Annotated in this window: 21 protein-coding genes; 5 read left to right on the top strand and 16 right to left on the bottom strand. The window is 72.0% G+C overall.

Translation table 11 applies throughout. From position 1 onward, the window contains the following. The 11 genes from STSP_RS06800 to STSP_RS06750 all read right to left on the bottom strand — a co-directional run. Nucleotides 1-1261 (bottom strand): serine/threonine protein kinase (locus STSP_RS06800; RefSeq protein ID WP_408646236.1); only part of this gene is annotated, 1261 nt, incomplete at its 3' end. A 50-nt stretch (nucleotides 1262-1311) separates the two neighbouring features. After that, entirely contained in the window at nucleotides 1312-2664 is a 1353-nt protein-coding gene (locus tag STSP_RS06795; protein WP_067273479.1) for a coiled-coil domain-containing protein, read from the bottom strand. 100 nt (nucleotides 2665-2764) lie between these two features. Beyond that, a complete protein-coding gene (locus STSP_RS06790; protein WP_067273471.1) occupies nucleotides 2765-3748 on the bottom strand; it encodes a glutamate ABC transporter substrate-binding protein in 984 nt (327 codons plus the stop codon). Nucleotides 3749-3768: 20 nt separating this feature from the next. Next, a complete protein-coding gene (locus STSP_RS06785; RefSeq protein WP_232789541.1) occupies nucleotides 3769-5181 on the bottom strand; it encodes a hypothetical protein in 1413 nt (470 codons plus the stop codon). 343 nt (nucleotides 5182-5524) lie between these two features. Further along, on the bottom strand, nucleotides 5525-6523 hold the full coding sequence (locus STSP_RS06780; protein ID WP_067273487.1) for an N-acetylglucosamine kinase: 999 nt from the start codon (nucleotides 6521-6523) through the stop codon (nucleotides 5525-5527). Then, nucleotides 6520-7785, bottom strand: coding sequence for a 6-phospho-beta-glucosidase (locus tag STSP_RS06775; RefSeq protein ID WP_067273467.1), 1266 nt, complete (start codon nucleotides 7783-7785; stop codon nucleotides 6520-6522). Before STSP_RS06775 ends, STSP_RS06780 begins: the two co-directional genes overlap by 4 nt. Before the next feature lie 7 nt (nucleotides 7786-7792). Then, entirely contained in the window at nucleotides 7793-8686 is an 894-nt protein-coding gene (locus STSP_RS06770; protein WP_067273485.1) for a carbohydrate ABC transporter permease, read from the bottom strand. A 14-nt stretch (nucleotides 8687-8700) separates the two neighbouring features. Continuing rightward, the gene (locus STSP_RS06765) at nucleotides 8701-9666 is read right to left on the bottom strand and encodes a carbohydrate ABC transporter permease (RefSeq protein WP_067273465.1); all 966 of its coding nucleotides are present in this window, start codon (nucleotides 9664-9666) and stop codon (nucleotides 8701-8703) included. Nucleotides 9667-9673: 7 nt separating this feature from the next. Then, complete coding sequence (locus tag STSP_RS06760; RefSeq protein ID WP_067273463.1) at nucleotides 9674-11005, bottom strand: ABC transporter substrate-binding protein; 1332 nt, start codon at nucleotides 11003-11005, stop codon at nucleotides 9674-9676. Between the two features lie 164 nt (nucleotides 11006-11169). Beyond that, nucleotides 11170-12396 (bottom strand): ROK family transcriptional regulator, encoded by a 1227-nt coding sequence (locus STSP_RS06755; protein WP_067273462.1) that lies wholly within the window; start codon nucleotides 12394-12396, stop codon nucleotides 11170-11172. A gap of 329 nt (nucleotides 12397-12725) precedes the next feature. Then, the gene (locus STSP_RS06750; RefSeq protein WP_408646235.1) at nucleotides 12726-13802 is read right to left on the bottom strand and encodes a mechanosensitive ion channel family protein; all 1077 of its coding nucleotides are present in this window, start codon (nucleotides 13800-13802) and stop codon (nucleotides 12726-12728) included. 458 nt (nucleotides 13803-14260) lie between these two features. On the opposite strand from STSP_RS06750, the gene STSP_RS06745 reads away from it, so the two are divergent. Beyond that, nucleotides 14261-14797, top strand: a complete 537-nt coding sequence (locus STSP_RS06745) for an HNH endonuclease (RefSeq protein WP_067273458.1) — start codon at nucleotides 14261-14263, stop codon at nucleotides 14795-14797. A gap of 129 nt (nucleotides 14798-14926) precedes the next feature. On the opposite strand, the gene STSP_RS06740 is transcribed toward STSP_RS06745, so the two are convergent. From STSP_RS06740 to STSP_RS06725, 4 genes are all read right to left on the bottom strand, one after another. Beyond that, on the bottom strand, nucleotides 14927-16303 hold the full coding sequence (locus tag STSP_RS06740; protein ID WP_067273454.1) for an FtsX-like permease family protein: 1377 nt from the start codon (nucleotides 16301-16303) through the stop codon (nucleotides 14927-14929). After that, the gene (locus STSP_RS06735; RefSeq protein ID WP_067273451.1) at nucleotides 16300-17007 is read right to left on the bottom strand and encodes an ABC transporter ATP-binding protein; all 708 of its coding nucleotides are present in this window, start codon (nucleotides 17005-17007) and stop codon (nucleotides 16300-16302) included. The genes STSP_RS06740 and STSP_RS06735 overlap by 4 nt, the downstream gene beginning before the upstream one ends. Then, entirely contained in the window at nucleotides 17004-17537 is a 534-nt protein-coding gene (locus tag STSP_RS06730; protein ID WP_067273450.1) for a PadR family transcriptional regulator, read from the bottom strand. The genes STSP_RS06735 and STSP_RS06730 overlap by 4 nt, the downstream gene beginning before the upstream one ends. 80 nt (nucleotides 17538-17617) lie before the next feature. Then, the gene (locus STSP_RS06725; RefSeq protein WP_078066937.1) at nucleotides 17618-20887 is read right to left on the bottom strand and encodes a beta-N-acetylglucosaminidase domain-containing protein; all 3270 of its coding nucleotides are present in this window, start codon (nucleotides 20885-20887) and stop codon (nucleotides 17618-17620) included. Nucleotides 20888-21222: 335 nt separating this feature from the next. Between STSP_RS06725 and STSP_RS06720 the strand changes: the two genes are divergently transcribed. From STSP_RS06720 to STSP_RS06710, 3 genes are read left to right on the top strand one after another with little or no spacing between them, the layout of a single operon-like run. Next, nucleotides 21223-21534, top strand: a complete 312-nt coding sequence (locus tag STSP_RS06720; protein WP_067273447.1) for a hypothetical protein — start codon at nucleotides 21223-21225, stop codon at nucleotides 21532-21534. Then, nucleotides 21535-23589: a 4-alpha-glucanotransferase gene (malQ, locus tag STSP_RS06715; RefSeq protein ID WP_067273445.1), complete on the top strand. Its 2055-nt coding sequence runs from the start codon at nucleotides 21535-21537 to the stop codon at nucleotides 23587-23589. 59 nt (nucleotides 23590-23648) lie between these two features. Next, nucleotides 23649-23891 carry a hypothetical protein gene (locus tag STSP_RS06710; RefSeq protein ID WP_067273483.1) on the top strand — a complete coding sequence of 81 codons (243 nt, stop codon included), beginning with the start codon at nucleotides 23649-23651 and terminating at the stop codon, nucleotides 23889-23891. Between the two features lie 146 nt (nucleotides 23892-24037). Here the strand turns inward: STSP_RS06710 and STSP_RS06705 are convergent, their stop codons facing one another. Then, on the bottom strand, nucleotides 24038-24643 hold the full coding sequence (locus STSP_RS06705; protein WP_067273442.1) for a TetR/AcrR family transcriptional regulator: 606 nt from the start codon (nucleotides 24641-24643) through the stop codon (nucleotides 24038-24040). A 101-nt stretch (nucleotides 24644-24744) separates the two neighbouring features. Here STSP_RS06705 and STSP_RS06700 point away from each other — a divergent pair, with 101 nt between their 5' ends. Beyond that, nucleotides 24745-26286 (top strand): FAD-dependent monooxygenase, encoded by a 1542-nt coding sequence (locus tag STSP_RS06700; protein ID WP_078066936.1) that lies wholly within the window; start codon nucleotides 24745-24747, stop codon nucleotides 26284-26286. Nucleotide 26287 lies beyond the last annotated feature (1 nt).

Below are 26287 nucleotides of genomic sequence, written 5' to 3'. Positions count from 1 at the left end.
GTACGAGGAGCCGGTAGAAGGACTCGTACGTGCGGAAGACCTCGATGTTGCCGGGGTCAGGCAGCGAGTCCACGAAGACGTTCGTGTAGCCCTGGAAGTCGAAGGTCAGGACCGCGAGGGTCCGCGCCACGGTGTACAGGTCGGACGCGACGGACGGGCCGACCTCGGCCACCTCCGGTGCCTGGTACCCCACGGTGCCGTAGATCGCCGACTCGTCGTCGTCCATCCTGCGGACCGCGCCCATGTCGATGAGCTTGAGCTGGTCCTCGGTCTGGATGGCGTTGTCGACCTTGAAGTCGCAGTACAGCAGGTTACGGCTGTGCAGGTGGCCGAGCGCCTCCAGCGCCTCGATGCCGTACGCGCAGGCCTGTTCGACGGGCAGCGGATCGCGGCGTCCGTCCGGCGTCCGGCGGCCGTTGGCGATCTCCTTGAGGGACTTTCCGCCGACGTACTCCATGACGATGTAGCCGTCCATGGAGCCGGTGCGCTGGTCGAGGTGCTCGACGAAGTTGTAGATGCGGACGATGTTGGCGTGCTCGATCTCGGCGAGGAAGCGGCGCTCGGAGATCGCGGCGGCCATGGCGTCCTGGTCGCCGGTGTCGAGGAGGCCCTTGAGGACCACCCAGCGGTCGGACACCGCGCGGTCGACGGCGAGATAGATCCAGCCGAGGCCGCCGTGCGCGAGGCAGCCCACGACCTCGTACTGGCCGTGCACGATGTCGCCCGCGCGCAGCTTCGGCACGAACGAGTACGGGTGGCCGCACTTGGTGCAGAAGCCCTCCGTGCGGCCGGGCCTGCCCCCGCGCGCCCGCCCCACCGGGGCACCGCAGTCCGAGCGGGAGCAGAACCGCTTGCGCTCCGGCACCTCGGGGTTGTCGAGCACCATCGCGCGCGGGTCCGGGCGCGGCACGTCCGGCACCTGGACCAGGCCCGCGCCGAGGCGGCCCCGCCCCGATGATCCCGCCGCGGAACCCGAACTGCGCACCGACACGGAGCGCGACGCCGAGCGGCCCGACAGGGACCGCGACAGCCGGCCGGACACGGACCTGCGCGACGACGACGAGCGGGACGACGCGCGGGCACTGCCCGAACCGGGGCGCAGACTGCCGCTGCCGGAGCCCTGCGAACCCCGGGAGCCGCGTGAACCCCGCGATCCCCTGCCGCCGCCCGTGATGCCGGTCGGCTGTGAGCCCACCATGCCGGTCGGCGAGACGACCGGCGCGAGACCGCACGTGTCGCAGTACAGCTCGCCGCCGCCCATGTCCTCGTACGAGCCCGGGCAGCCGGGCCGCTGGCACTGCTGCTGCTCACTCACACCGCATCACCCCTGTCGCTCCCCGAGGGCCCCCTCCGGTCCACGGGCCCGCCCTGGCCGGGCACCCGCGGAGCCAATGCCTCGGCGGCCGCCTGCTGATAGCGCAGCACCGCCGCTTCCGCCGCACGCAGATCGCAGGGCGCGCTCCACAGCATCCGGCGCGCCGCGTCGTACCGCTCGACCAGCAGCGGGTCCTCCGCCATGCCGAGCCGGGCGACCTTCGCCTTGTACGCGTCGAGGCGGCCGCGCAGCTCCGCGCGGACCGCAAGCGGTGCCGTGACCGCCGTCAAGGACTCGCGGGCCCGCAGCAGTTCGTCCTCGGCCTTCTGCTCCAGCGACTCGAGGAGCGGCGACAGCCGGTTCCACTGGCCCAGCCTGCGGTACTCGGCGGCCCTCGCCAGCTGTTCCTGCAGCACGGTCGGCGGCCCGGACACGGCGGGCACCTCGGACGCGGCGATCTTGGCGAGGACCTCCCCGCGTGCGGCACGCGCCTCGGCGAGCGTGCGGTCGGCGCGCGAGAGCACGTCGCGGAGCTTCACCAGCCGGGCCTCCGCGTCCTGGCGGACGGTGAGCACCGCGTCGATCTCGCGGCGCACGTCCTCAAGGGCCCGCGCCTCACGGTCGTACCGGTCGGTGTCGGGCCGGCCGCCGCCGGGCGCCGAACTGCCGCCGGGAGCCGGCTGCCAGAACGCCAGCGGGTCGGACACGACCTGTTCGCGCAATCGGAGCAACGCACTTGTGATCCGCTCCAGGTCGTCGCCCGCCGGATGCTCCCCCGGCCGTACGCCGACGGAGTGCGCGAGCTGCCGCGTGCGCTGCAGCTCGGCCGAGAGCAGGTCGATACGGGCGGGCAGCGCGGACCACACGGCGTCCGCCGCGACGACCATGTCGAGCGACTGCGCATACAGCTCGTTCATCCGCGCCACGAGCTCCTGGAGCGTGTACCGCTCGCTGAGCCTGGCCGGGCCCGTGATCGACGGTGCGGGGCCGCCCCCGGCCGCGGCGCCGCCGGACACGGTGACGCTCTCGCCGCGCAGCAGCTCGGTCAGCTCGACCAGGTCCTCGCGGCTGAGCCAGCGCCGGCGCGCCCGCAGCTCACGGGCGGTGCGCAGGGCCGCGGTGTAGGCGTCGAAGTACGACCACAGGACGGTGATCGCCCGCTCGGTGTCCGTCCAGCGGGACTGGGTGACGCCGGTCAGCCGGGCGCCCTCGAGGAGCCTGCGGCCCGCGTGGTCCTGCAGGGCGAGGAGCGAGCTCTCGATGGCCTCGTGCTCCGCGCCGAGCCGCGCCAGCGCACGGTCGACCTCGTCCCGGTCCATCACCGGCCCGGGAGGCCCCGCGACGCCCATCGATCACCTCTCTGCTCTCCGTCGTCGCCCGCCCTCGCGTCCGAGTGCGGTCAACTCTTCAGTGGTACCAGGCCGGTTGTTGCCGGTTGTCCACGATGCCTCAGTCGCTGTACTCCGGTGTGGGAGGCTGCGCCTTGTCGTCAAGGCCCGTCGGGGCCAGCCACTTCTCGTACGAGGTCTGCCAGCCGCTCTTGCGGTAGTCCACCAGTACCTGGTTGACGCGCCGGACCAGGTCCTCCGCGTCCTTCTTCATCGCCACGCCGTAGTACTCCTCCGTGAACGTGCCGCCCTTGAGCTCGACCGTCGGATCCTGCGCGGCCTGGCTTGCGGCCAGGGCGCTATCCGTCACCACCGCGTCGACCTCACCGAGCTGGAGCCTTACCAGGCAGTCGAGTTGGTTCGGCACCCTGGTCGAGATATCGGCACCGAAGGAGTTCTTCTCAAGCTCCTCCTCTGCGGTGGAGCTCGCTGCAGAACAGACCTTCTTGCCCTTGAGCGTGTTGTTGTAGCCGGTGATATCGGAGTCCTGAGGGGCGAGCACCTGCTGGCCCGTCTTGAAATAGGCCGTCGAGAAGGCCACTTCCTCCAGGCGGGTGCAGGTGATCGTCATGGTGCGTACCACCATGTCGACCTTGTCGTTCTTGATCGCCGGGATGCGCTGGTTGGTGGGGATGGCGAGGAACTGCACCTTGGCGTCGGGGCCGAGGATCTCTTCGGCGATCGCGTGCACCAGGTCGATGTCGAAGCCTTCCAGGTCGCTGCCCGCCTTGTTCGGGTCGCGGTAGCCCCAGCGGTAGCTGTTCTGGTCGACGCCGACGATCAGCCGGCCGCGCTTCTTGATCTCCTCGACGGTGGGGCCGTCCTCGGTGGACGGCCGCAGGCTCGCCTCGGGGTTCTTGCAGGTGCCGGCCTTCGCCTGGGCGCCCTCGGCCACGCCCTGGCCGCCCAGGGCGGTGCTGACGTCCACACCCGCCTGGCCCAGCGGCAGCAGCAGCGCGATGACGGCCGTCAGGGCGCAGGCCACCGCCATCGCGGCCACGCCGCCCCAGCCCCGCAGGCTGCTCCGCAGACGTCGTGCCAGCATCCTGGCGCCCCCTTTCCCTTTCACCGGTACTCCGAAAGCCTGCGTCCGATGCCGAGCACGGCCGCCGCCGCGCCCAGGACGGCGAGCACGGCGGCGCCCACGGGAAGCCCGGTCATGGCATTCCGCCCGTGCTCGGCCGCCGCCTCGAACTCGGTCTGCTCGTGATCGAGAGCCGTCTTCAGCGCGTCGTCGACCTGGTCGAAGGACTCGTCCGTCGGCTCCTGGTCCTTGGTCCCGATGACCTTCTCCAGCGCGGTCTCGTAGTCGCCGGAGTCGTCCGCGGCGCGTGCCGCCTGGTGCCGGTTCTTCCAGTCCTTCACGTTCTTGATCGCCTCGGCCACGGGCTGCCTGCCCGCCGCGTCGTCGGCGAGCGAGGCCGCCGTACCCAGCAGACCCGTGCCGCCCTCGGCGCCGCCGAGTTGCTCCATCTGGCTCTGGTACTCGACGTCGAACTTGTCCTTGGGCACGCCGCCCACCTCGCGGGTCTCCGCGCCCCTGCTGACCAGCGTCAGATTCTCGTTGCCCCGCGCCTTGAGGGAGGCGATGCGGGCGTCGTTCAGCACGTTCAGGGAGCGGACGCCGTGGTCGTACGAATCGTCGAGTCCTGCCCTTGCCATGGTGTGGCCCACGAGGAGCCAGAGCAGGACCACGGCGGAGGCGGCCGTCGCGGCGACCAGGCCGTGGTTGAACACCCGGTTCGTACGGTGGTAGTTGCGCCGCTGCGCCCAGACGAGCGCGGCGAGCGCGAGGACGCCGATGCCTATCGCCGCCCATGGGTAGGGAGTCGCGTCGTCGTAGTCCGCGCGGAGTCGCTCGTTCTCCTCTTTGTAGAGCTGCTCGGCGGCGTCCAGCATCGTCTGCATCTTGTCGTTGGCGTACCGCAGATAGGCGCCGCCCAGCGGCAGGCCCTGGCGGTTGTTGGCGCGCGCCCGCTCGATGAGGCCCGTGTACTCCGGGAGGAGCTTGTTCAGTTTGGCGACGGCGGCCGCCGACGCCGGGTCGGACCCGGAGTTCGTGGCGGCCGTGGCCAGCTTCTCGGAGGCGGTCCTGATGTCCCTCTCATACCGCTCGACGACGCCGGCCGGCTCCTGGCCCCCCGCCAGGAAGCCGCTGGACGCCGCGGTGTTGGCGTCTGCGAGTGAGCGGTAGATGTCGGCCGCGTCCCTGCTCAGGGGTTGGCTGCGGTGCAGTACGTCGTCGGCCGCGGCCGAGCGCTCCGACATCTCCCATGTGGTGACCGCGCCGAACGCCACGACCAGCAGGGCCAGTACGGCACCGATGATCCGCAGCCGGCCGGGCTCGGTCGTCGCCGCCGTGCGCAGCCGGTCGACGCCCTCCGCCCACGCGGTGCGCCGGGCGGGCACGGCGGGGGGTGACCCGGACGGGCCGGCCGGCGCCGGTGAAGCACCCGGCTGCGGCGGAATGGCCGGCATGGTGGGCAGGGCAGGGCCCGGCGGCGCCGCGCCTCCGTTCGGCGGGTATGTCACGTGACCTCCCCCATGGTCATTCGTCGGTCACTGCCGCCCGGTGCGCGGAGGCACGCGGGAAGAAGTGCACGGCGGCAAGTATTGCCGCCGGGACTGACATCCGCACAGGCATTGACTGGATCTTGTTCGTATTGCAGAGCAGCGGAGCCTCCCCGCATCGCCCCCTCTCCCCTGAAACACGTGAGCGAGACCTCGTCGGTTCCGCCCTGGCCCGCCCGGCAAGGCCGGGACCACGAAATGATGACTGGTCACGCGTGCGCGTGTATCACCCGCGCGTGCCGGCGGCCGCTCAGCCCCCATCCTGGAAATGCGCCCGCACGCGGGCGTGCACGTCCTCCGGTGCGCCCACATGGTCGAGGCCCAGCAGCGCCGCGCCGAGCACCGGCCGTGCGGTGACGACCTGAGGCACCGCTTTCGGTGCACGTTCGGCCAGCAGTTCGCGGATGCGGCCGTCCAGTTGGGGATGCCGGGCCGCCAGGACGCTGCCGCCCAGCAGCACCGGTGTCCTCTCGACCAGCAGGCCGAGCCGCTTGAGCGCGACCGCGGACATGGCCACGACCTCGTCCGCGAGCCGGTCGACGATGGAGCGCGCCACCGGGTCGCCGTCCGCCGCGGTGGCGAACAGCACGGGGGTGAGCTCGTGCGTGCGCGGCACGGCGATGTGCTGCAGGTGCAGCGCCTCGATCAGCGCGTACATCGAGTCGAGCCCGAAGTGGCCGGGCAGGGTGCGGGCCAGTGCGGTCGGGCCGCCCCGTCCGTCCTCGGCCCGGGCCGCATGCCACAGCGCCTCCTCGGCCAGTCCCCAGCCCCCGCCCCAGTCCCCGGAGATGCGGCCGATCGCGGGGAAGCGCGCGACGCGCCCGTCGGGCCGCATGCCCACGCAGTTGATGCCCGCACCGCAGACGACCGCGACCCCGCGCGGCTCGGCGACGCCAGCCCGCAGGATCGCGAAGGTGTCGTTGCGTACTTCGACGCTCGCCCCCCAGCCGCGCCGGTCAAGGGCCTCGGCCAGCCGCTCCTCCTCCACGGGCAGATCCGCGTTGGCCAGGCACGCCGAGACATGCCCGACCCGGTCGGCCCCGGCCTGTGCGAGAGCCCGGCCCACGGCATCGGCGAGTACGTCCACGGCCCGCTCGACCCCGACCTTCGGCGGCTGGAAACCGCCGCCGCGGGCCGCGCCGGCCACCTGCCCGCCGGCCGTGACCACCACGACGTCGGTCTTGCTGTTCCCCGCGTCGATGGCGAGGACGGACCCGGCGGCCCCGGCGCCGGACTCCGGTGCGGTCATGCCCACGCGAGGTGCTCCCGGTTGTGCGCGATCAGCCGGTCCGTGAGGCCCTCGGCGTACTCGTACTGGCCGACCAGGGGGTGCGCGAGGAGGGCCTTGAAGACGCGGTCGCGTCCGCCGCGCAGCGCCGCATCCAGCGCCAGGTCCTCGTACGCCGTCACGTGCGCGACCAGACCGGCGTACAGCGGGTCGAGCCGGGGCACCGGCAGCGGCGTGGCGCCCTCGGGGCCCACGGCCGCCTGCACCTCGATCACCGCGTCGTCGGGGAGGAACGGCAGCGTCCCGTCGTTGTACGTGTTCACCACCTGGTACGGGCTGCCTCCCCCGCCGAGCAGCGACGCGGCGAGGTCGACGGCCGCCTCCGAGTAGAAGGCGCCCCCGCGCCTGGCCAGCAGCTCCGGCTTCTCGTCGAGGGCCGGGTCGCCGTACATCTCCAGCAGCTGCTTCTCCATGGCGGCCACTTCGGCGGCCCGCGACGGCTTCGTGCGGAGCTCGCGTACGACCTCGTCGTGCGCGTAGAAGTAGCGCAGGTAGTACGAGGGGACGGCGCCGAGGCGGTCGATGATCTGCCGCGGCAGGTGGAGGTCCGCCGCGATGGCGTCGCCGTGTTCGGAGAGCAGCCGCGGCAGCACGTTCTCACCCTCGGGGCCGCCGAGCCGGACACCGGTCTCCCAGGTGAGGTGGTTGAGGCCCACATGGTCCAGATGCACATCGCCGGGCGCGACGTTCAGCATCCTGGCGAACTTCCGCTGGAAACCGATCGCCACGTTGCACAGGCCTACCGCCTTGTGACCGGCTTGGAGCAGTGCCCGCGTGACGATCCCCACCGGGTTGGTGAAGTCGATGATCCAGGCGCCCGGGTTGGTGCGGCGCACCCGCTCGGCGATGTCCAGGACCACGGGGACCGTGCGCAGCGCCTTGGCGAGGCCGCCCGCACCCGTCGTCTCCTGCCCGACGCAGTCGCACTCCAGCGGCCACGTCTCGTCCTGCTCACGGGCGGCCTGCCCGCCGACGCGCAGCTGGAGCAGCACCGCGTCGGCGCCGTCGACCCCCGCGTCCAGGTCCTGGGTGGTCGTGATCGTGCCCGGGTGCCCCTGCCGGGCGAAGATCCGCCTCGCCAGCCCGCCGACCAGCTCCAGGCGGCCGGCCGCCGGGTCGACGAGCACGAGCTCCTCGATGGGCAGGGTGTCCCGCAACCGGGCGAACCCGTCGATGAGTTCGGGTGTGTAGGTCGACCCTCCGCCGACCACGGTGAGCTTCACGGATTCCTCAGCCCTTCACTCCGGTGAGCGTGACACCCTCGACGAACGCCTTCTGCGCGAAGAAGAACACGAGGATCACGGGGGCCATGACCAGCACGGTCGCGGCCATGGTCAGATTCCAGTCGGTGTGGTGTGCGCCCTTGAACGACTCCAGGCCGTAACTCAGCGTCCATGCCCCCGGGTTCTCGGACGCGTAGATCTGCGGCCCGAAGTAGTCGTTCCAGGCGTTGAAGAACTGGAACAGCGCCACTGCGGCGATGCCCGGCTTGGCCATCGGCAGCACCACCCGGATCAGTGCCCGGAACTCGCCGCAGCCGTCGACCCGTGCCGAGTCCAGGTACTCGTTGGGGATTGTCATCAGGAACTGCCGCAACAGGAAGATGGAGAACGCGTCACCGAACGCCATCGGGATGATCAGCGGCCACAGCGAGCCGGACAGGTCCATCTGCTTCGCCCAGAACAGGTACATCGGGATGATGACCACCTGCGGCGGCAGCATCATCATCGAGATGACGAGCATCAGCGACAGGTTCCGGCCGCGGAAGCGGAACTTGGCCAGCGCGTACGCCACGGGAACCGAGGACACCACCGTCAGGACGGTGCCCGCACCCGCGTACAGCAGGGTGTTCCGCCACCAGGTCAGAAATCCCGGGGTGTCGAAGACCCTGCGGTAGTTGTCCCACTGCCAGGTGTCGGGCACGAGGTCGCGGGTGAGCGCCTGCTGGTCGCTCATCAGCGAGGTGAACACGACGAAGACGAAGGGCAGTACGAAGAACAGCGCGGCCGCGACGCCGAGTGCGTGGACGCCGATCCACTCGAGTACGGCCTTGCGGCGGGCGGTGCGCTCGGCCGGAGTGGCGGCGGCCGCCGACTCCACGCGCGAGCCGGCCACCTGGGTCATGTGGGTCGTCATGATCAGTCACCTGCCTGGATGAGACCGCCCCGGCGCCGCATCAACAGCGCGGTGAACGCCATGGACAGCGCGAACAGCACCAGCGCGACCACACAGGCGGAGCCGTAGTCGAAGCGCTGGAAGCCGAGGTTGTAGACGAGCTGGGGCAGCGTGAGCGTCGACTTGTCGGGGTAGCCGGGCTCGAACTGCTGGCCGGAGCCGCCGATGATGCCCGACGCGACCTTTCCGGCGACCAGGGGCTGCGTGTAGTACTGCATGGTCTGGATCACGCCCGTGACCACGGCGAACATCACGATCGGCGAGATGTTCGGCAGCGTGACGTACCGGAACCGCTGCCAGGCGGACGTGCCGTCCAGCTCCGCGGCCTCGTACTGCTCCTTCGGCACGTCGAGCAGTGCGGCCATGAAGATGACCATCAGGTCGCCGACGCCCCACACGGCGAGCATGGTGAGCGCCGGTTTCGACCAGGTCGGGTCGGTGAACCAGCCGGGCGTCGGCAGACCCAGGCCGCCGAGGACCGAGTTGACGGGTCCCGTGCCCGGGTTGAGCAGGAAGACGAAGGCCAGTGTCGCGGCGACGGGAGGGGCCAGGTACGGCAGGTAGAAGAGCGTCCGGAAGAGGCCCGTACCCGTCTTGATCTTGGTGATGAGCACGCCGACGCCGAGTCCGAAGACGACACGGCAGGTGACCATGACGACGACCAGCCACAGCGTGTTGCGCATCGCGGGCCAGAACATCGGATAGTCGCTGAAGACGTAGCTCCAGTTCCCGAGCCCTCTGAAGGAGGGGACCCCGAAGCCGTCGTACTTCATGAAGGAGAAGTACACGGTCGAGACCAGCGGGTACGCGAAGAAGAAGCCGAAGCCGATCAGCCACGGCGACATGAAGGCGGCCGTCCGCAGGGCGGACCGCCGGCGCTTGGCACGCAGGGCGTGCGCAAGCGCCGGCGCGTTCGTGGCGGTGGACATCCAGGCCCTACTTCGCCTGCTCGATGTCACGGTCGATCTGCGCGGCGGTCTTCTCCAGACCGGCCTTGAGGTCCTTCACCTTGCCGGACTCGTACTGGTAGCCGAAGTCCTGCAGCGTCACCTGGTACGCCGAGCCGTTGACGGCGGCCGGAGGGGTGTTGGACTTCGGGTTCTGCGCGATCTCCAGGAAGGTCTCGAAGCCCGGGTCGACCTTCAGGTCGGGCGACTTCAGGGCCGCGAAGGTGGAGGGGACGTTGTGGATGGCGTTGGCGAAGGAGACAACCGCCTTTGTGTCGGTCGTCAGGTACTTCACCAGCTCCCAGGCGGCGTTCTGCTTCTTGCTCTGCGGAGCGATGCCGATGATCGTGCCGGACAGGAAGCCCTTGCCGTAGTCCTCGACCTCGTCGTCGGCGACCGGCAGCGGCGCCGTGCCGATCTCGAACTTCACACCGGCGTCCTGCGCCATGCCGAGACGCCACTCGCCGTCCAGCTGCATGGCCACCTGGCCGGTCTGGAACGGGTGCTTGGCGCCCCACTCGTCACCGAAGGTGTTGCGGTACTTCTCGAGCTTCTCGAACCCGCCGAGGTCGTCGACGAGCTTTTTCTGATACGTGAACATCTCGGCGAACGCCGGGTCCTTGGCGATGTTCGACTTGCCGTCCTTGTCGAAGTACGCGTGGTCCCACTGCGACATGTAGTGGTCGACGACGGTCTCGTAGCCGTGGTAGTTCGGCATGAAGCCGAGCTGCTCGTAGCTGTCGCCCTTGGTCTTGGTCAGCTTCTTGGCGACCTCGGCGAACTCCGACCAGGTCTTCGGCGGGGACTTGATGCCCGCCTTCTCGAAGGCGTCCTTGTTGTAGTAGAGGCCGTACGCGTCACCCAGCAGGGGCAGGGCGCAGCGGGTGCCCTCGAACTGGGTGTAGTCCAGCATCGGCTTCGGGATGATCTCGTCCAGGTCCAGCTTCGACTTCTCGATGAACGGCTTGAGATCGGCGAAGGCGCCGGACGAACAGAACTTGCCGATGTTGGCCGTGGTGAACGACGACACCACGTCGGGCCCGTTGGAACCGCCTGCCCGCAGCGCCTGGTTGAGCTTGTCGTCGTTGATGTTGCCGACCAGCTTCACATGGATGTTGGGGTGCGCCTTCTCGAAGCCGTCGACGACCTTCTGGAGCGCCTTGACCTCGGCGGGCCCGCTCCAGCCGTGCCAGAAGCTGATGGTCGTCTCGGCGTCGGGGTCGTCCGTGGCAGCGGTGCCGGACTGGCCGGTACAGGCGGAGGCGAGGAGGGATATCGAGGCGACGGCGACGGCCGCGGTGATACGGCGGTTTCTGGGCATGACGAACTCTCCTGGACGCAAGGAATACGAGGGAGGGGTATGGCGGACGGCGTACGGAAGTGAGGCGGTGCTGGATACGGCGTGCGGGGAGACGGGGGTACGGCGGGGCCGGGCACGGCGAGGCAGGGCGGCGGCACGGCGGTGAAGCCGCCGTCCAGGGCCGGTCAGAGAGAGGTGTTGAAGACCTCGTCGCGGGTGGCGGCGAGGGCGCTCTCCAGCGCTCCGCGCAGCACGGGGTGCTCGGGGATCTCGCCCAGGACCAGCCGGGGCTGCGAGGCGGCCAGGTCGGCCAGCTCGCTCTGGACCGCGGCGCGCAGCGGTTCGCCGCCCGCGCGGTTGATCCTTCCGGTCAGGACGACGAGTTCGGGGTCGAGTACGGCGATGACCGATGCGAGCCCGGTGGCCAGGCGCAGCGCGTGCTGGTGCAGCAGCTCGGCCAGCCGTTCGTCGTCCTCGTGCCCGGCGGCGGCCCGCGCGAGCAGGTCGGCGGCGACATCGACGTACGGCTGCTCGGGGGTGTCGATGCCGAGCTCCCGGGCCAGCCGGGGCACGGACTGGGCACCCGCGAGCTCCTGGAAGCCGCCGCTGTTGGCCTTGGTGACCTGGCGTACGAGGGGTGTGCCGGGCACCGGCAGGAAGCCGACCTCGCCCGCGCCGCCGGTGAAGCCCCGGTGCACCCTGCCACCGATGACCAGGGCCGCGCCGAGACCTGTCTCGTTCCACAGGACCACGAAGCTCTCGTGGCCGCGGGCCGCGCCGAGGCGCTGTTCGGCGATCGCGGCGAGATTGACGTCGTTCTCGTACTCGACGGGCATGGGCAGGGTGGCCGCCAGCCTGTCGAGCAGTGCGGGGGAGTGCCAGCCGGGGAGGTGGGAGGCGTAGCGCAGCCGGCCCGTGTTCGGGTCGAACGCGCCGGGGGTGCCGATGACGAGGCGGTGGACGTCGTCCCGGATGAGCCGGGCGGCCTTCAGCGCGCCGTCGAGGGCGTCCGAGACATCGCTCACCACGCGCTCCGCGGTGCGCCGGCCGGGGGTGGGCAGGACGTGCTCGCCGATCGTCTGGCCGGTGATGTCGGCGACGGCGGCGTGGATGTGCTGCGGGGTCACATCGAGCCCGGCGGCGTACGCGGCGGCGGGGTTGACCGCGTACAGCTGGGCGTTGGGTCCTGGCCGTCCCTCACTGGTACCGGTCGCCAGGACGAGCCCGGCGGCCTCGAGACGGGCCAGCAGCTGGGAGGCCGTCGGCTTCGACAGCCCGGTGAGCTTGCCGATCCTCGTCCGGGACAGCGGCCCGTGCTCCAGCAGGAGGTCGAGCGCGGCCCGGTCGTTCATGGCGCGCAGGACGCGGGGGGTGCCCGGCGTACCGGTGGATCCGGATCCGGTTCCTGCCATGCGTGTCGCCACCTGCCTTTCGGCGCCCAGCTTCGCAGTGGTCGTGGCCGGAAGTCCATCCATGGATCTTCGGGCCCGAGCCCTTGCGAGCATTGTTAGGAAAGTTTCCTATCGGTTGTTGGCGACGAAGGTAGGCCCGGGACGGATCGGGCGTCAAGGCGTCAACCGAAACCGCCCCCGCAGGAAACGGAGTCGTTACCTGTGGGGGCGGTGCAAGGGCTGTGCAAGGACGGTGTGGGGCGCCTTGGAGGGCTGCACCCGGGATACGCGGAGGGGCACCGGGGAGGTCCCGGTGCCCCTCCGCGTACAGAGTCTGGGCGCCGCGTTCGCTACTTCGTCGGCGAGATCGGCGAGGCCGCCTGCGACTGCGGCGACGTCGTCGACGCGTACGCCGACGGGGCCGCCATGGCCGCCGTCGGGTCGGCCGCCGTGTCCTCGCCCTCCGGCTGGGCCGGGAGGCCGCCGACGATGCGGATGCCCGCCTCGTCGAACGCCCGCTTGATCCGCCAGCGCAGCTCGCGCTCGACGCCCAGGGCCTTGCCCGGCATGGTCTTCGCGGAGACCCGGACGACCATCGAGTCCAGCAGGACGCTGTCGAGGCCGAGCACCTCGACGGGGCCCCAGAGCCGTTCGTTCCAGGGCTCCTCCTTGGCCATGCTCTCGCCGGCCTCGGCGAGGATCGCCTTGACCCGGTCCAGGTCCTCGGTCGGGTGGACCGTGACGTCGAGGCCCGCCGTCGCCCAGCCCTGGGAGAGGTTGCCGATGCGCTTGATCTCGCCGTTGCGGACGTACCAGATCTCGCCGTTCTCGCCGCGCAGCTTCGTCACGCGCAGTCCCACCTCGATGACCTCGCCGGATGCCACGCCCGCGTCGATGGAGTCCCCGACGCCGTACTGGTCCTCGAGGATCATGAAGACGCCGGAGAGGAAGTCCGTGACGAGGTTGCGGGCGCCGAAACCGATCGCGACGCCCGCCACACCGGCGGAGGCCAGCAGCGGCGCCAGATTGATCTGGAAGGTGCTGAGGATCATCAGCCCGGCTGTGCCCAGGATCAGGAAGGACGCGACCGAGCGGAGCACCGACGCGATGGCCTGCGAGCGCTGGCGGCGCCGTTCCACATTGACCAGCAGCCCGCCCAGCGCGGTGCCGTCCACGGCCTGGACGGTGCGGTTCATGCGCTCGATCAGCTTGGTGATCGCACGCCGGATCGCCACTCTCAGCACCGCCGCGATCACGACGATCAGCAGGATGCGCAGGCCGATGCCGAGCCAGGTCGACCAGTTCTGCTCGACCCAGCTCGCGGCGTTCGTGGCCTTTTCCTGAGCGTCCTCGAGTGAGACGACCTTCTCCGGATCCGACTTCGTGGAGACGGCAGCTCCGGCGGCCGACAGGACGGACAAGAGCACGGCAGGTACCTCCAGGCGTAGCGGCCTGCCCGGGCCGTCCGGGGACGGCGGTCCAGGTCGTCGGAAGACGACGGTCGCACGGTGCGCACCGCTCGGGCAGACACACCACACTAACGGGGCATCGTGTGTGGATCGTTGTGATGTTCGAGGGAGAGACTGTGCTCACCAGGGGATGAAGGAGGTGTGGCGACCGCACATCCCCGGGCGGTGTGGCCGACTGCACACGACCGCACGCCCGGGAGGAATGTGGCCGACCGCACACTCCGGGGGAGCGTCCCCGGAATCCCTGGCCGCACCACAGGCCGACGGGTTCGAGCGGCACCTGGAGCAGGGGTGCGGGGAAAACTCCCTCATCCCGTTACCCGGACATGGTGGCGCTACGACCAGGCATGAGGTCAGACTGAACAACAGATCGTCCCGGCGCGAGCCACGCGCCGCCGGCGTACAAGGAGGCATCCGTGCCACACGTCCTGGTCCTCAACGCGTCGTACGAGCCACTCGGCGTCGTACCGCTCCGCCGCGCGCTCGTCCTCGTCCTCGAGAACAAGGCCATCTGCCTCGAGGAGTCCGGCGCCTTCATGCACAGCGCGACCGTCACTGTCCCCGCACCCAGCGTGGTCCGGCTCAAGCGGTTCGTCCGGGTCCCCTACCGGGGGCCCGTTCCTCTGACCCGGCGGGCGCTGTTCGCCCGCGACGGCGGCCGGTGCATGTACTGCGGTGGCGTCGCAACCAGCGTCGACCACGTCATCCCGCGCAGCCGTGGAGGCAAGCACGTCTGGGACAACGTGGTGGCGTCGTGCCGTCGCTGCAACCACGTCAAGGCCGACCGGCACCTGCGGGAGCTCGGCTGGCGGCTGCGGCACCAGCCCGCCCCGCCCACCGGCCTGGCCTGGCGCATCATCGGCACCGGCCATAGGGACCCGCGCTGGCTGCCGTACTTGCAGCCGTACGGCGCGGAGGACGCGATGGCCCGGATCGACGGCATCTCTGCCTGACGGATCCGGGCCTTCGCGTTCCCCGGCTCACCCGGGGGCCCACTCCTGGGCCCCCGGGCCCCCGTTCCCCGGGCGGGCCCCCCATTTCCCGGGGCGGGCCCCCGTTTCCCCCTCCCCGCAGGGCTCGCGTCACGTGAAGCGGAGCTCGGCGGGGTGTACGGAGCGCCGGAGGAGCGGGAGGGAGGTGGCCGCGGCCAGGAGGCATGACGCGTACACCCCCAGCGGGACCAGGAGCGCCACGTACGGCACCGGTCGGCCGCCCCCGTCCGCGAACCCGGCGTACCAGGCACCGATCGCCATGCCGGCGGCGCCCGCGAGCGCGACCGCGGAGGCCAGCGGCAGGGCGGTCTCCAGCAGCAGTGCCCGGCCGAGCACGTCGTGCGGCACCCCGGCTGCTGCCTGCGCGGCCAGACCCCGGCGACGGGTGGCCAGCGACTCGGCGGCGCCGACGGCGAGGCCGGAGAGCGTGATTGCCAGGGCGACCAGGATGGCGGCGCCGGTCAGATCGATGCCGGTGGTGTAGAAGGACATGTCTTCGGCCGTCATCCCGGGCCTGCTGTTGTTCAGGACGTCGAGCAGCACCTGCCGGATGCCCATGAAACCGGTCCCCACGACGGTGACCATGAGCACGGCCGCGTGGGTGCGGGCGGTGGCCCACGGGTCGTCGCGTAGCCGTTCCGCCGCGATCAGCACGGCAGGGCTCTCGGCCCGGGCCGCGAGCAGCCGGCCCGTGAGCCCGGCCGTGGCGCCGGCCAGCCACACCGCGCCCAGGCCGGTGGGAATCACCAGGCCGAAGACCGTCAGCGGGCCGGTGAAGAAACCGACGACCTGGCCGAACCCCCCGGGCACCCCCACGAACGTGCTCGCGTATGCGCCGAGCCCCGCGACCACGACGACCAGCACCGCCACCAGGAACGCGACACCAGGACCCCGGCCCGTACGCGGCCGCACCCTGCGCACCCAGCCGAGCGGCGAGGCCACCACACGGCGCAGCGCCAGAGCGCTCACCACCGCGCCCGCCAGCGGCACTCCCAGCGCGACCAACGCGATTCCGGCCCACGCCAGGGGGGTGGGGTGGTTCCACAGGCGGAGCATGAGCAGGGCGGAGAACACCGTGGCCACCGAGGAGCCGGCCAGGCAGGCGAGCCCCGTCTCCAGCGCGGCGATCCGTCGCACCTGCCTCGGCGTGGCCCCCGCCAGCCGCAGGCCCGCAAGCCGCCGGTCGCGGTGGACTGCGCCGATGCGCGCGCACTGGCCCAGGAACCCCAGTACGGGGATCAGCAGCATCAGCAGGGTGAGGATCACCCCGGAACGGACTCCGGGATGGTTCAGCAGACCGTCGCCGAAGGAGATGGAGTACTGCCCCTGGAGCGAGGCGATCGTGACGGCAGCCAGTGCGAAGCCCGTCGCGAGCAGCGCCCCCAGCGCCGTGAGCGTCACCCGCCACCACTCCCGCCGGTCGGAACCCCGGGTCAGCAGCACCGCGAGCCGCAGGTCGTTCCTCATCGGGCCATCTCCTGCTGCGCGTGCTCGGACACGACCGCCCCGTCACGCAGCCACACCTCGCGGTCCGCATACGCGGCGACCTGAGCGTCGTGCGTGATCAGCAAAACAGCCGTGCCGGCCTCGCGGGCGGTGTGCACGAGGGCCGTCATCACCTGTTCGCCGGCGAGCGAGTCCAGGGCGCCGGTGGGTTCGTCGGCGAAGACGACCTTCGGTCCCGTCACCAACGCCCGTGCCAGCGACACCCGTTGGGCCTGACCGCCGCTCATCTCGCCGGGCCGGAGGTCTTTCTGCCCGCGCACCCCGAACCGCTCCAGCCACTCGCCGGCCTTGCCCTGTGCTTCCCTCCGCCCCGCTCCGGACAGCATCAACGGCAGCGCCACGTTGTCGAGCGCCGTCAGCTCCGGGATGAGCTGCCCGAACTGGAAAACCACGCCGAACTCCGTGCGCCGCAGCTCGCTGAGCCGCCGCTCCGGCAACTGGTCGAGCCGCTCCTGCCCGTAGACAACCGAGCCCTGGTCCGGGCGGACGATGCCCGCGAGGCAGTGCAGCAACGTGGACTTCCCGCTGCCGCTGGCGCCGGTGACGGCGAGGATCTCGCCGGCGCGGAGCTCCAACGCAGCGCCGCGCAGCGCCTGCGTCTTCCCGTGGGCCTTGACCAGCCCCCGGGCGGCGAGGAGCGGTGTTCCGTTGTCGTCGGTGCTCATGCTGCGGTGACCTCCGCGGTCAGAGTCGTGAGCCGTGCCGCGGTGGTCGTCATCCAGCGCAGGTCGGCGTCGAGATGGGTGAGGGCGTAGTCGGCCGAGAGCACGGTCGTGAGATCGGCGCCCGGGGCGGTCTTGACCGCCGTGAGTTCGCGCATCCGCGCCATGTGGGCGGCGCGCTGGAGCTGGAGGTGTCCGGCCGGGTCGCCGGCGGCCAGGATCGTGACGACGACCTTGGCGAAGATCTCGTTCGTGACGAACGGCGCGGGCGGTGTGATCTCGCCCGTCCATCGGGTCAGTTCACGCCCCCCGGCCTCGGTGGACCGGTAGAGCGTGCGCTCCGGTCCCCCCTCGGAGCCGGTGCCCTCGACCTCCGCGAGGCCGTCGCGGACCAGGCGTTGCAGCGTCGTGTACACCTGCCCGTAGGCCAGCGGACGGGCCTGGGGGAAGCGTTCGTCGTGCCGCCGCTTGAGGTCGTAGCCATGGCTGGGACCCCCGGCGAGCAGCCCCAGCAAGATGTGGCGGGTGCTCATGGGGGACAGTATGCACTCACAATATGTACTGAGTGAATAGTCTTCGGTGAAGAAGCGCGGACCGGGCCGGAACCGGCCGATCACTCCACGACCGCGTACGCCTCCACCGACCACAGGGAGTAACCGAAGGGTGTGGCCCGCTCGTCTCCCTGTACGCGGACGAAGCGGGTGCCCGGTGCGTCCATGCGGACCGTCTCGCGGCCCCCGTGGCCGTCCCGCACAGCCGCCGCGGTCCGCCACGTCCTGCCGTCCGACGAGACCTGGATGCGGTACGCCGCTGCGTAGGCGTCCTGCCAGTGGAGGACCAACGCGCCGATGCGGGCCGGCCTGCGCAGCTCCAGCTGCCACCACGCGCCGTCGTCGGCGGGCGACGACCAGCGGGTTTCCGGGTCGCCGTCGACCGCCGCCGACGCCGGGAAGTCCGCGGTCTCGTCGCCGGACGAGCGGGCTGCGGCGCCCCGCGCGAGGTCCGGGCCTCCGGTGGGCGGGCACGCACGCACGACGACAGTGCGCGTCGCATCCCCGAACGCGACGCGAATCGGGTACGTCCCGGCCGGTGTCCCCTCCGGAACGGTGACGTGCAGCGGCACGGTCACCGCTGTGCCGCGCGGCAGCGTCGTCTCCCGCGGAACCCGCACGACGACGCCGCGCGGCGCCCGTACGGTGACCCTGCCCCGGACGTCTGCGGGGCGCCGCGGCGTCAGCCGCAGGGTCAGCCGCTGGGTGCCGCCGCCGACCACCGCGTCGGTCTCGCGGGTGAGCTTCGCCTCGGCGGCGGGGGAGTCGGCGAACCAGGGGACGAGATGCTCGACGCTGACCCGTGGCTCGACGCCGACCCGTCGCCTGAGGGACGTGGCGCTCCGTTCCGCGGGGCCGGTGACCCGCACCGCGTCGGCGCGCAGCCCCCTCGGCGAGAGCTCCGTCCAGCCGCCGGCCGCCAGCTCGCCGAGACGGCGCCAGCCCTGGCCCGGGATGTGCGCCTCCACCGTGCCGGGGGTGCCGGGGGCGGTCATCGCGGTCACCGCGGCCAGCGGGCGCACGCGCGAGAAACGGATCGTGCGGCCGCGCACGGCGTCCTCCTGCGCGGAGTGCTCCGTCGCGGCGGCGGAGTCCTCCGTCCCGGCCGGCTCCTGCGCGAGCCCGGACCACCTGGCGTACGCCTGCTCGGCGCGCCTCAGGAACGGGCCGAGTACGCCGCTGCCGACCCTCACCCGGTCCGCGGCCGCCCCGCCGCCCAGCAGGCCGGCCTCCCGCGCGCCGGCGAGCCGGGCGAGTACCCGCGCCCCCCGCCAGGCCGCACCGCCGTCGCCGCGCGACTGCGCGAGCAGCATGTCGACGGCGGTCTCGCCGGCCGCTCCGTAGCGCCCCAACTGCGCGATCCAGAGCCGCACTTCGCCGCCCAGCGCGGTGCCGGACAGGCGCCCTGGGGCCTGGCGCATCACCGTGAACGCCGCGCGCAGCCGCCGCGCCGCCGCCTCGTTCCGCGCTGCGTCCTTCACCGTACGGGCCTGCCAGAACTCCTCGATGAGCGGCCGCAGATACGCGGACTCGTCGGCGTCCAGCACGGAGGACGCGTTGTTCCCGGCCAGCGCGCGTACCGCCGCGCGGGTCCTCGGGTCGCCGCCGGCGAGGTCGTCGACCGCGGCGAGCCAGGACTCGTGCGGCCGGTAGCCGCGAGGGTTCCAGGCGTAGTCCGCGACCGTGAACAGCGGCAGGCGGGAGGCCGCGGGCTGTGCCATCGCGTTGGCGAGCAGTGCGGCGGAGCCGGCGGCCACGGCGGGTTCGCGGCCGGTGTAGGGGCCGAGGAAGATGCGGTCCTGCGCGTAGTCGTTGACCGGGTAGTTGTCCATCGTGACGAGCGGATGCCGGGAGCCGAACGCCATCCGGGCGGAGGCTAGTTCGTGTCCCGTGATGGTCCTGGGGACGACGCCGACGCCCGTCCACGCCACCTCGACGCCTTCGTCGAGGGCGCCCGACAACGCCGTGCGGTAGGCGGTCGGCCCGTCCTGGTAGTACTCGGTCGGCATCAGCGACAGCGGGGCGGAGCTCGGGTGGCGCTTCGCGAGGTGCCGGGCCACGGCGTTCGCCACGCGCGCGTGCGCCTTCGCGGCCGCACCGGGCCCTGAGCCGAAGACGGCGGCGTCCTGTTCGCAGTGCCACTCGCTGTAGCTGACGTCCTGGAACTGGAGCTGAAACGCGCGCATCCCCAGCGCCCACATGGCGTCCAGCTTGCGGATCAGGGCCTTCAGGTCGCGGTCCGACGACAGGCACATCGCCTGGCCCGGCGCCACCGCCCAGGCGAGCGTCACATGGTTGCGGCGGGCCCGCTCGGCGAGCGCACGGAAGCCGGTGCGCTGCGCTGGCGGGTACGCCTCGCGCCAGCGTGTCTGGCGGTACGGATCGTCGCCCGGGGCGTACAGGTACCGGTTCTGCTTCGTCCGGCCCATGAAGTCCAGCTGGGCGAGCCGCTGCCGCGTGGTCCAGGGCGTGCCGTAGAAGCCCTCGGTCATGCCGCGCACGGCGGTGCCGGGCCAGTCGCGTACGACCACACCGGCGATCCGCCGCCCTGCCCCAGGCTCTCGGCCGTGCTTGGACACGGGCACCAGCTGACGCAGCGTCTGCACGCCGTGGAACAGCCCGTCATCGCCGAACCCGGAGACCGCCACGGTGTCACGACCGCCGACACGCCCCACGGCCAGCCGGTACCCGCCGGCCGGCAGCCGGGCACCCTCGGCCGGCGCCCCGAGCGCTCGGAGGGCCTTCTCGACATCCGCGGAACCGCCACGCCGGTGCCCGGCGCTGGTACGGGCCACCTCCTCGCCCACGCGGATCACCAGCCCCCGCCCGGCAGGCAGCGCCGCGCCGTCCCGTACCTCCGTGATGCGCCGGACGCCAGCCTTGTGCAGCAGGGCGCGCAGAGCCCGCATCGCGTATGGGTCCGTGCCGCGGGGTGCGGCGAGGACGACGTCGTCGGTGATCGTGACCATCGTGCCGCGGAGCTGCATCGACTGGGGCCGGGGCCGGACATCTGGGAGGGACGACTCCGCCGGGCGGTCGCCGGGCGGGACGGCGGACGGCGTTTCCGCAGGCGGCAGCGTCTCCGTGAGCTGCTGCGTCTCCGTATGCTGCCGCGTCTTCGCAGGCTGCGGCGCTTCCCGGGGTGAGGGAACCGTCGAAGCGTCCGGAGCCGGAGGAACGGCCGCCGCCCCACGCGGTGGAGGAACCGCCGCAGCGCTCCGCGGCGGCGGAACCGCAGTGGCCCCCGGCGTACCGGCGCCCAGTGCACCCGCGACGACGGCGCACGCGATGGCGGCCGCTCTCCTGCTGCGCCCCCTGCGGCGGAGCTGCACGGACTCTCTCCTCGTCGGTCGACTGCGAGTTGGTCAACTACGTTCCACTGGCCGCTCATCGGGCCTCTCAACAGGGCAGGAGCGGTGACACAGAGCCCACCATTGATGCACGGAGAGTGTCAACGAGCGTGGCCGTTGTGGCACGTGTGCCCTGAGGAGTTGCGGTCATGGCGCCGCGCCCACTGGATCAACTCGGGCCCGCGGAACAGAATGTGACCAGGAACACGTTGATCGATCGATTACGTCTGCGGCCGCGCCCACGGGGTATGGGCTGCCTGACCATGCACCGTCCCGGCGCTGCCGGACGGTGACCGGCCCACGACAAGGAGGCCCTTGTGGCCGCATCGGCGAACCTTCTGCTCTCGGCCCTCTCCAAACCCACGGACCTCGAACCCATGGACCTGGAACCCACGGACCTCGGACGCACGGACCTGTCGGGGGCCGTCCCCGCCCCCGCCCACGCACTCGACGACTGCACCATCTTCACCGCGGAAGGCGCCTGCTCCGAGGCGCCCCTCACCAGCGAACCGCCCCTCGCGGACGCCGCCCCGCTGACCAGCGAGCCCCCGCTCGCCGATGCCGCCCCGCTGACCAGCGAGCCCACCCCCATCGGCGCGGCCGCGGCCCCGGACCCCATGGGAGCGTAGATGCCCCTTGCCCGGCTCGCCGCGCTGCACGGCGTCGCCACCTCGTACTCCCCGTCGCCCGGCCGTACGGTCCAGGCGCCGGACTCGGCGGTCGTCGCGGCGCTGGCGGCGCTGGGCGTCGACGCGAGCACGCCCGAGGCGGTCCGGCACGCGCTCGAGGCCCGCGAGGCCGAGCTGCGGGAGCGGCTGCTCCCGCCCACGGTCGTGGGCCGGCAGGGACCTGAGCCCGCCGCCCTGGCGGACCTGCCGCCCGGCACCCGCCTGCGGATCGAGACCGAGCAGGGCGAGAACCGGTCATCCGCCACAGGGCTGCCACCCGGCTTCCACACGGTGCACGCCACAGCTCCCGACGGCCGCACCGCCCGCGCCCACCTGATCGTCGCTCCCGACCGGGTGCCGGGCCCGGCGGGCCGGACGTACGGCATCCTCGTCCAGCTGTACTCCCTGCTCTCGGAGCGTTCGTGGGGCATGGGCGACCTCGGCGACCTCACCGAGCTCGCCGCCTGGGCGGGCCGCTCGCTCGGGGCGGGGTTCATCCAGGTCAACCCGCTGCACGCCGCCGTGCCCGGCCCCCCGACCGACCCCTCGCCGTACCGGCCCTCGTCCCGCCGCTTCCCGGACCCGGTCCATCTGCGCATCGAGGACATCCCCGAGTACCCGTACCTCCCGGCCCCCGACCGTGAGAAGGCGCACGGCCTACTCGAGCGGGCCGCCGCCCTGCGCGCATCGGTCCTGGACAAGGGCGCCCTGATCGACCGCGACGCGGTGTGGGCGCTCAAGCGCGAGGCGCTGGAGCTGGTGCGCGACGTCCCCCTCGGCCCCGGCCGGCGCGCCGCCTACCGCGACTTCCTCGCCGCCGAAGGGCAGGCGCTCCAGGACCATGCGACCTGGTGCGCGCTGGCCGAGGTGCACGGCTCCGACTGGCACACCTGGCCGGACGGCCTGAAGGACCCGCGCTCGGCGGAGACCGCGCGCGCCCGCGAGGCGCTGCGGGACCGCGTCGGCTTCCACAGCCTCCTGGCCTGGCTCACCGACGCCCAGCTCGCCACCGCCCAGCGCACCGCGCAGGACGCGGGCATGCCGATCGGCCTCGTCCACGACCTCGCCGTGGGCGTGCACCCCGGCGGCGCCGACGCCTGGGCGCTGCAGGACCACCTCGCGGCGGGCATGACGGTGGGCGCACCGCCGGACGCGTTCAACGCCCGCGGCCAGGACTGGGGCCTGCCCCCCTGGCGCCCGGACCGCCTGGCCGCCTCCGGCTATGCCCCGTACCGCGACCTGCTGCACGCCCTCTTCCGGCACGCGGGCGCCCTGCGCATCGACCACGTCATGGGCCTGTTCCGCCTCTGGTGGATCCCGCAGGGGAGGCCGCCCACGGAGGGGACGTACGTCCGCTACGACGCCGAGGCGATGCTCGCCGTGCTGGCGCTGGAAGCGGAGCGCGCAGGCGCCCTCGTCATCGGCGAGGACCTCGGAACCGTCGAGCCCGGCGTGCGCGAGACGCTGCACGAGCGCGGCATGCTCGGCACCTCCGTGCTCTGGTTCGAGCGGGACTGGGACGGCTCGGGACTGCCGCTGCCGCCCGAGGAGTGGCGCGCCGACTGCCTGGCCACCGCCACCACGCACGACCTGCCGTCGACCGCGTCCCGGTTCACCGGCGACCACGTCGAACTCCGCGCCGAGCTGGGCCTGCTGACCCGCCCGGTCGACGAGGAGCGCGCCGAGGCCGCCGCCGACGTCGGCGAGTGGCGCGCACTGCTGGAGCGGCTCGGGCTGCTGCCCGGCGGCCCCGGCGACGAGGAGGAGGAGATCCGTGCCGTCCACCGCTTCCTGCTGCGCACCCCGGCCCGCATGATCGGCCTGTGGCTGCCGGACACGGTCGGCGACCGGCGCCCGCAGAACCTGCCGGGCACCTGGGACCAGTACCCGAACTGGCGGCTGCCGATCGCGGACGCCGAGGGCCGCCCTATCACCCTCGAGCAGCTCGCGGCGTCGCCGCGGCTGCATGCGCTGATCGATGTGCTCAGGCCCGAGGGCGCGCCGAAAGCGCCCTGAGAGGGCTAATGCGGCACCCCGGGCGCGCGGCCCGTTCGGCCGTTCGCTACGTTGGCACCGTGGACAAGAAGAACGCCCTGCGCGCCGGCGCCCTGGCAGCCGGTACGACGCTCATGATGCTGCTGATGTCGTCCCCCGCCTCCGCGCTGATCCGCGACGACGGCGACGACCCGGGAACCGGCCTGAGCGTGATCGAGACGCTGGGCCTCTTCGTCGTGCTGCCGATCGCCATCTTCCTGGCGATCGCCGGCCTGGTGATGCTGGGCGACAAGTCCCGCAAGCAGCAGAAGCAGCAGGGCTGATCTGATCCGGGCAGGGCCTCAGGCCCGCCCGACAGCTTCCGCCGAGGGCGCCCCATTCGCGTACACCGCGCGAGGGGCGCCCTCGACGTGTTCGCACGCCCTGTGCTTCATCCCTCCGCTTCATCCTTCCGCTGCCGCCCCGCCGCTTACGGCTTGTCCGCCGTGAGATAGCGCTGCACCGTCGGTGCAAGCCAGTCCACGATCGCCTCGCGGCTCAGCGCGGCGGCGTACGGAAAGCGCAGCACGTAGCGGGTCAGGGCCATGCCCAGGATCTGTGACGCGACGAGTGCGGCGCGGGCCGGAGCCTCCCTCTGATCCGGGCAGGCCTGCCGTACGACGGGCAGCAGCTGCTCCTTGACGATGCCCTGCATGCGCTCGGCGCCCGCCGCGTTGGTGACGCCCACCCGCAGCAGCGCGGTGAGCACCTCGTTCTCCTCCCACACGTCGAGGAAGTGGCTCACCAGCGTCCGGCCGACGGCCTCCGGGGGAGTCGAACCCAAGTCCGGAAGGCGCAGGTCAAAGGCGCAGGCGGCCGCGAACAAGCCCTCCTTGCTGCCGTAGTAGCGCATCACCATCGACGGGTCGATCCGGGCGTCCCCGGCGATGGCGCGGATGGTGGCGCGTTCGTATCCGTCCGCGGCGAAGCGCTCGCGGGCCGCCGTCAGGATGGCCGTGCGGGTGGCGTCGGAGCGGCGCGGGCGGCTCGCGGCGCCCGGGTCGGAGAGGCTGGTCGCGGATGCGCTTTCGGACATGCCAACAACCGTAGGCCAACAGCCGTTGACAGTCCACAGGCGGCGTCGTACGTTGGTGCCAACAAGCGTTGACCAACAGTTGTTGGCATCAGGAGGCCGCCATGAACGGCACGACCGGATCGACTCAGCGCAACGACCACGACCGCGGCGTCATCGTCGTCGGCGCCGGCCCCACGGGTCTGCTGCTGGCAGGCGACCTCGCCGAGGCGGGCATCCCCGTCACGCTGCTGGAGAAGCGGCGGCACGGCATCAGCAACCTCTCCCGCGCCTTCGTCGTGCACGCCCGCACCCTCGAACAGCTCGACGCGCGCGGCCTGGCGGACGAACTGGAGGCCAAGGGGCAGCGCCTGGACCGGCTCCGCCTGTTCGACCGCCTCGCGCTCGACCTGAGCACCCTCCCGTCCCGCTTCAAGCACCTCCTCGTGCTGCCGCAGTACGAGATCGAGACGGCGCTGGAGCGCCGCGCGGTCGAGGCGGGCGTGCATTTCGCCTACGAGACGGAGGTGACGGGCCTGACGCAGGACGGCGAGGAGGTGACCGTCGAGGTGCGGGGCCCGGACGGCTCGGCGGCCACGCGGCGGGCCGCGTACGTGGTCGGCACCGACGGCCTGCGCAGCGCCGTCCGCGAGGCGATCGGCCAGCCGTTCCCGGGCAGGTCGGTCATCCGCTCGGTCGTCCTGGCGGACGTGCTGCTCGCCGAGCAGCCGGAGACGCTGCTGACCGTCAACGCCGTGGGGGACGCCTTCGCCTTCATCGCCCCCTTCGGCGACGGGTACTACCGCGTCATCGGCTGGCACCGCGGCCGCGACGTCCCCGACAGCGAGCCCGTCGACCTCGAAGAGATCAAGGAGATCACCCGCCTGGCCCTGGGCCGCGACTTCGGGATGCACGACGCCCGTTGGATGTCCCGGTTCCACAGCGACGAACGCCAGGCGCCCCAGTACCGGGTGGGACGCGTCTTCCTCGCCGGGGACGCCGCGCACGTGCACACACCGGCCGGCGGCCAGGGCATGAACACCGGGCTGCAGGACGCCGCGAGCCTCAGCTGGAAGCTCGCCGCGGTACTCGACGGTCACGCGCCGGAAGGCCTGCTGAACACGTACCAGACGGAGCGGCACCCCGTCGGCAAGGCCGTGCTGCGCTCCAGCGGCGGGATCGTGCGCCTCGCGATGGCGAAGCGCCCGTGGACGCTGGCGGCCCGGGCCGCGCTCACCGCGTTGCTGGGCGTCGCGTGCCCGGTCCGTGCGAAGGTGGTCGGCCAGGTCACCGGCATCGGATACGCGTACCCGGCGCCACGCGGCGCCCACCCGCTCACCGGCAAGCGCGTCCCGGATGTGGCACTGCACGACGGCCGCCGCCTCTACGAGGCGCTGCGCGGCGGCAAGTTCGTCCTGATCACCGCGGCCGACACCGAGATCGAGCCGGGCGACCGCAAGGACCGCCTCACGACGGCCCACTGGACGACAGACCGCCGCACGGCACTGCTGGTGAGGCCGGACGGATACGCGGCGTGGGCTTCGGATGCGCCGGACGAGGCAACGATCGAGGACGCGCTGACCACCGCTACCGGGCCTGCGAGTGCTGTGGGCAGGCGTTCCGCAGGGGCGGAACGGGTGGGCACAGCCCACGACGGCGGCAACTGAA

It is taken from the genome of Streptomyces jeddahensis, from assembly GCF_001642995.1.
Lineage (GTDB): Bacteria > Actinomycetota > Actinomycetes > Streptomycetales > Streptomycetaceae > Streptomyces > Streptomyces jeddahensis.
Note: the sequence above shows the minus strand (reverse complement) of the source record. Positions and strands in the feature narration are given on the sequence as shown.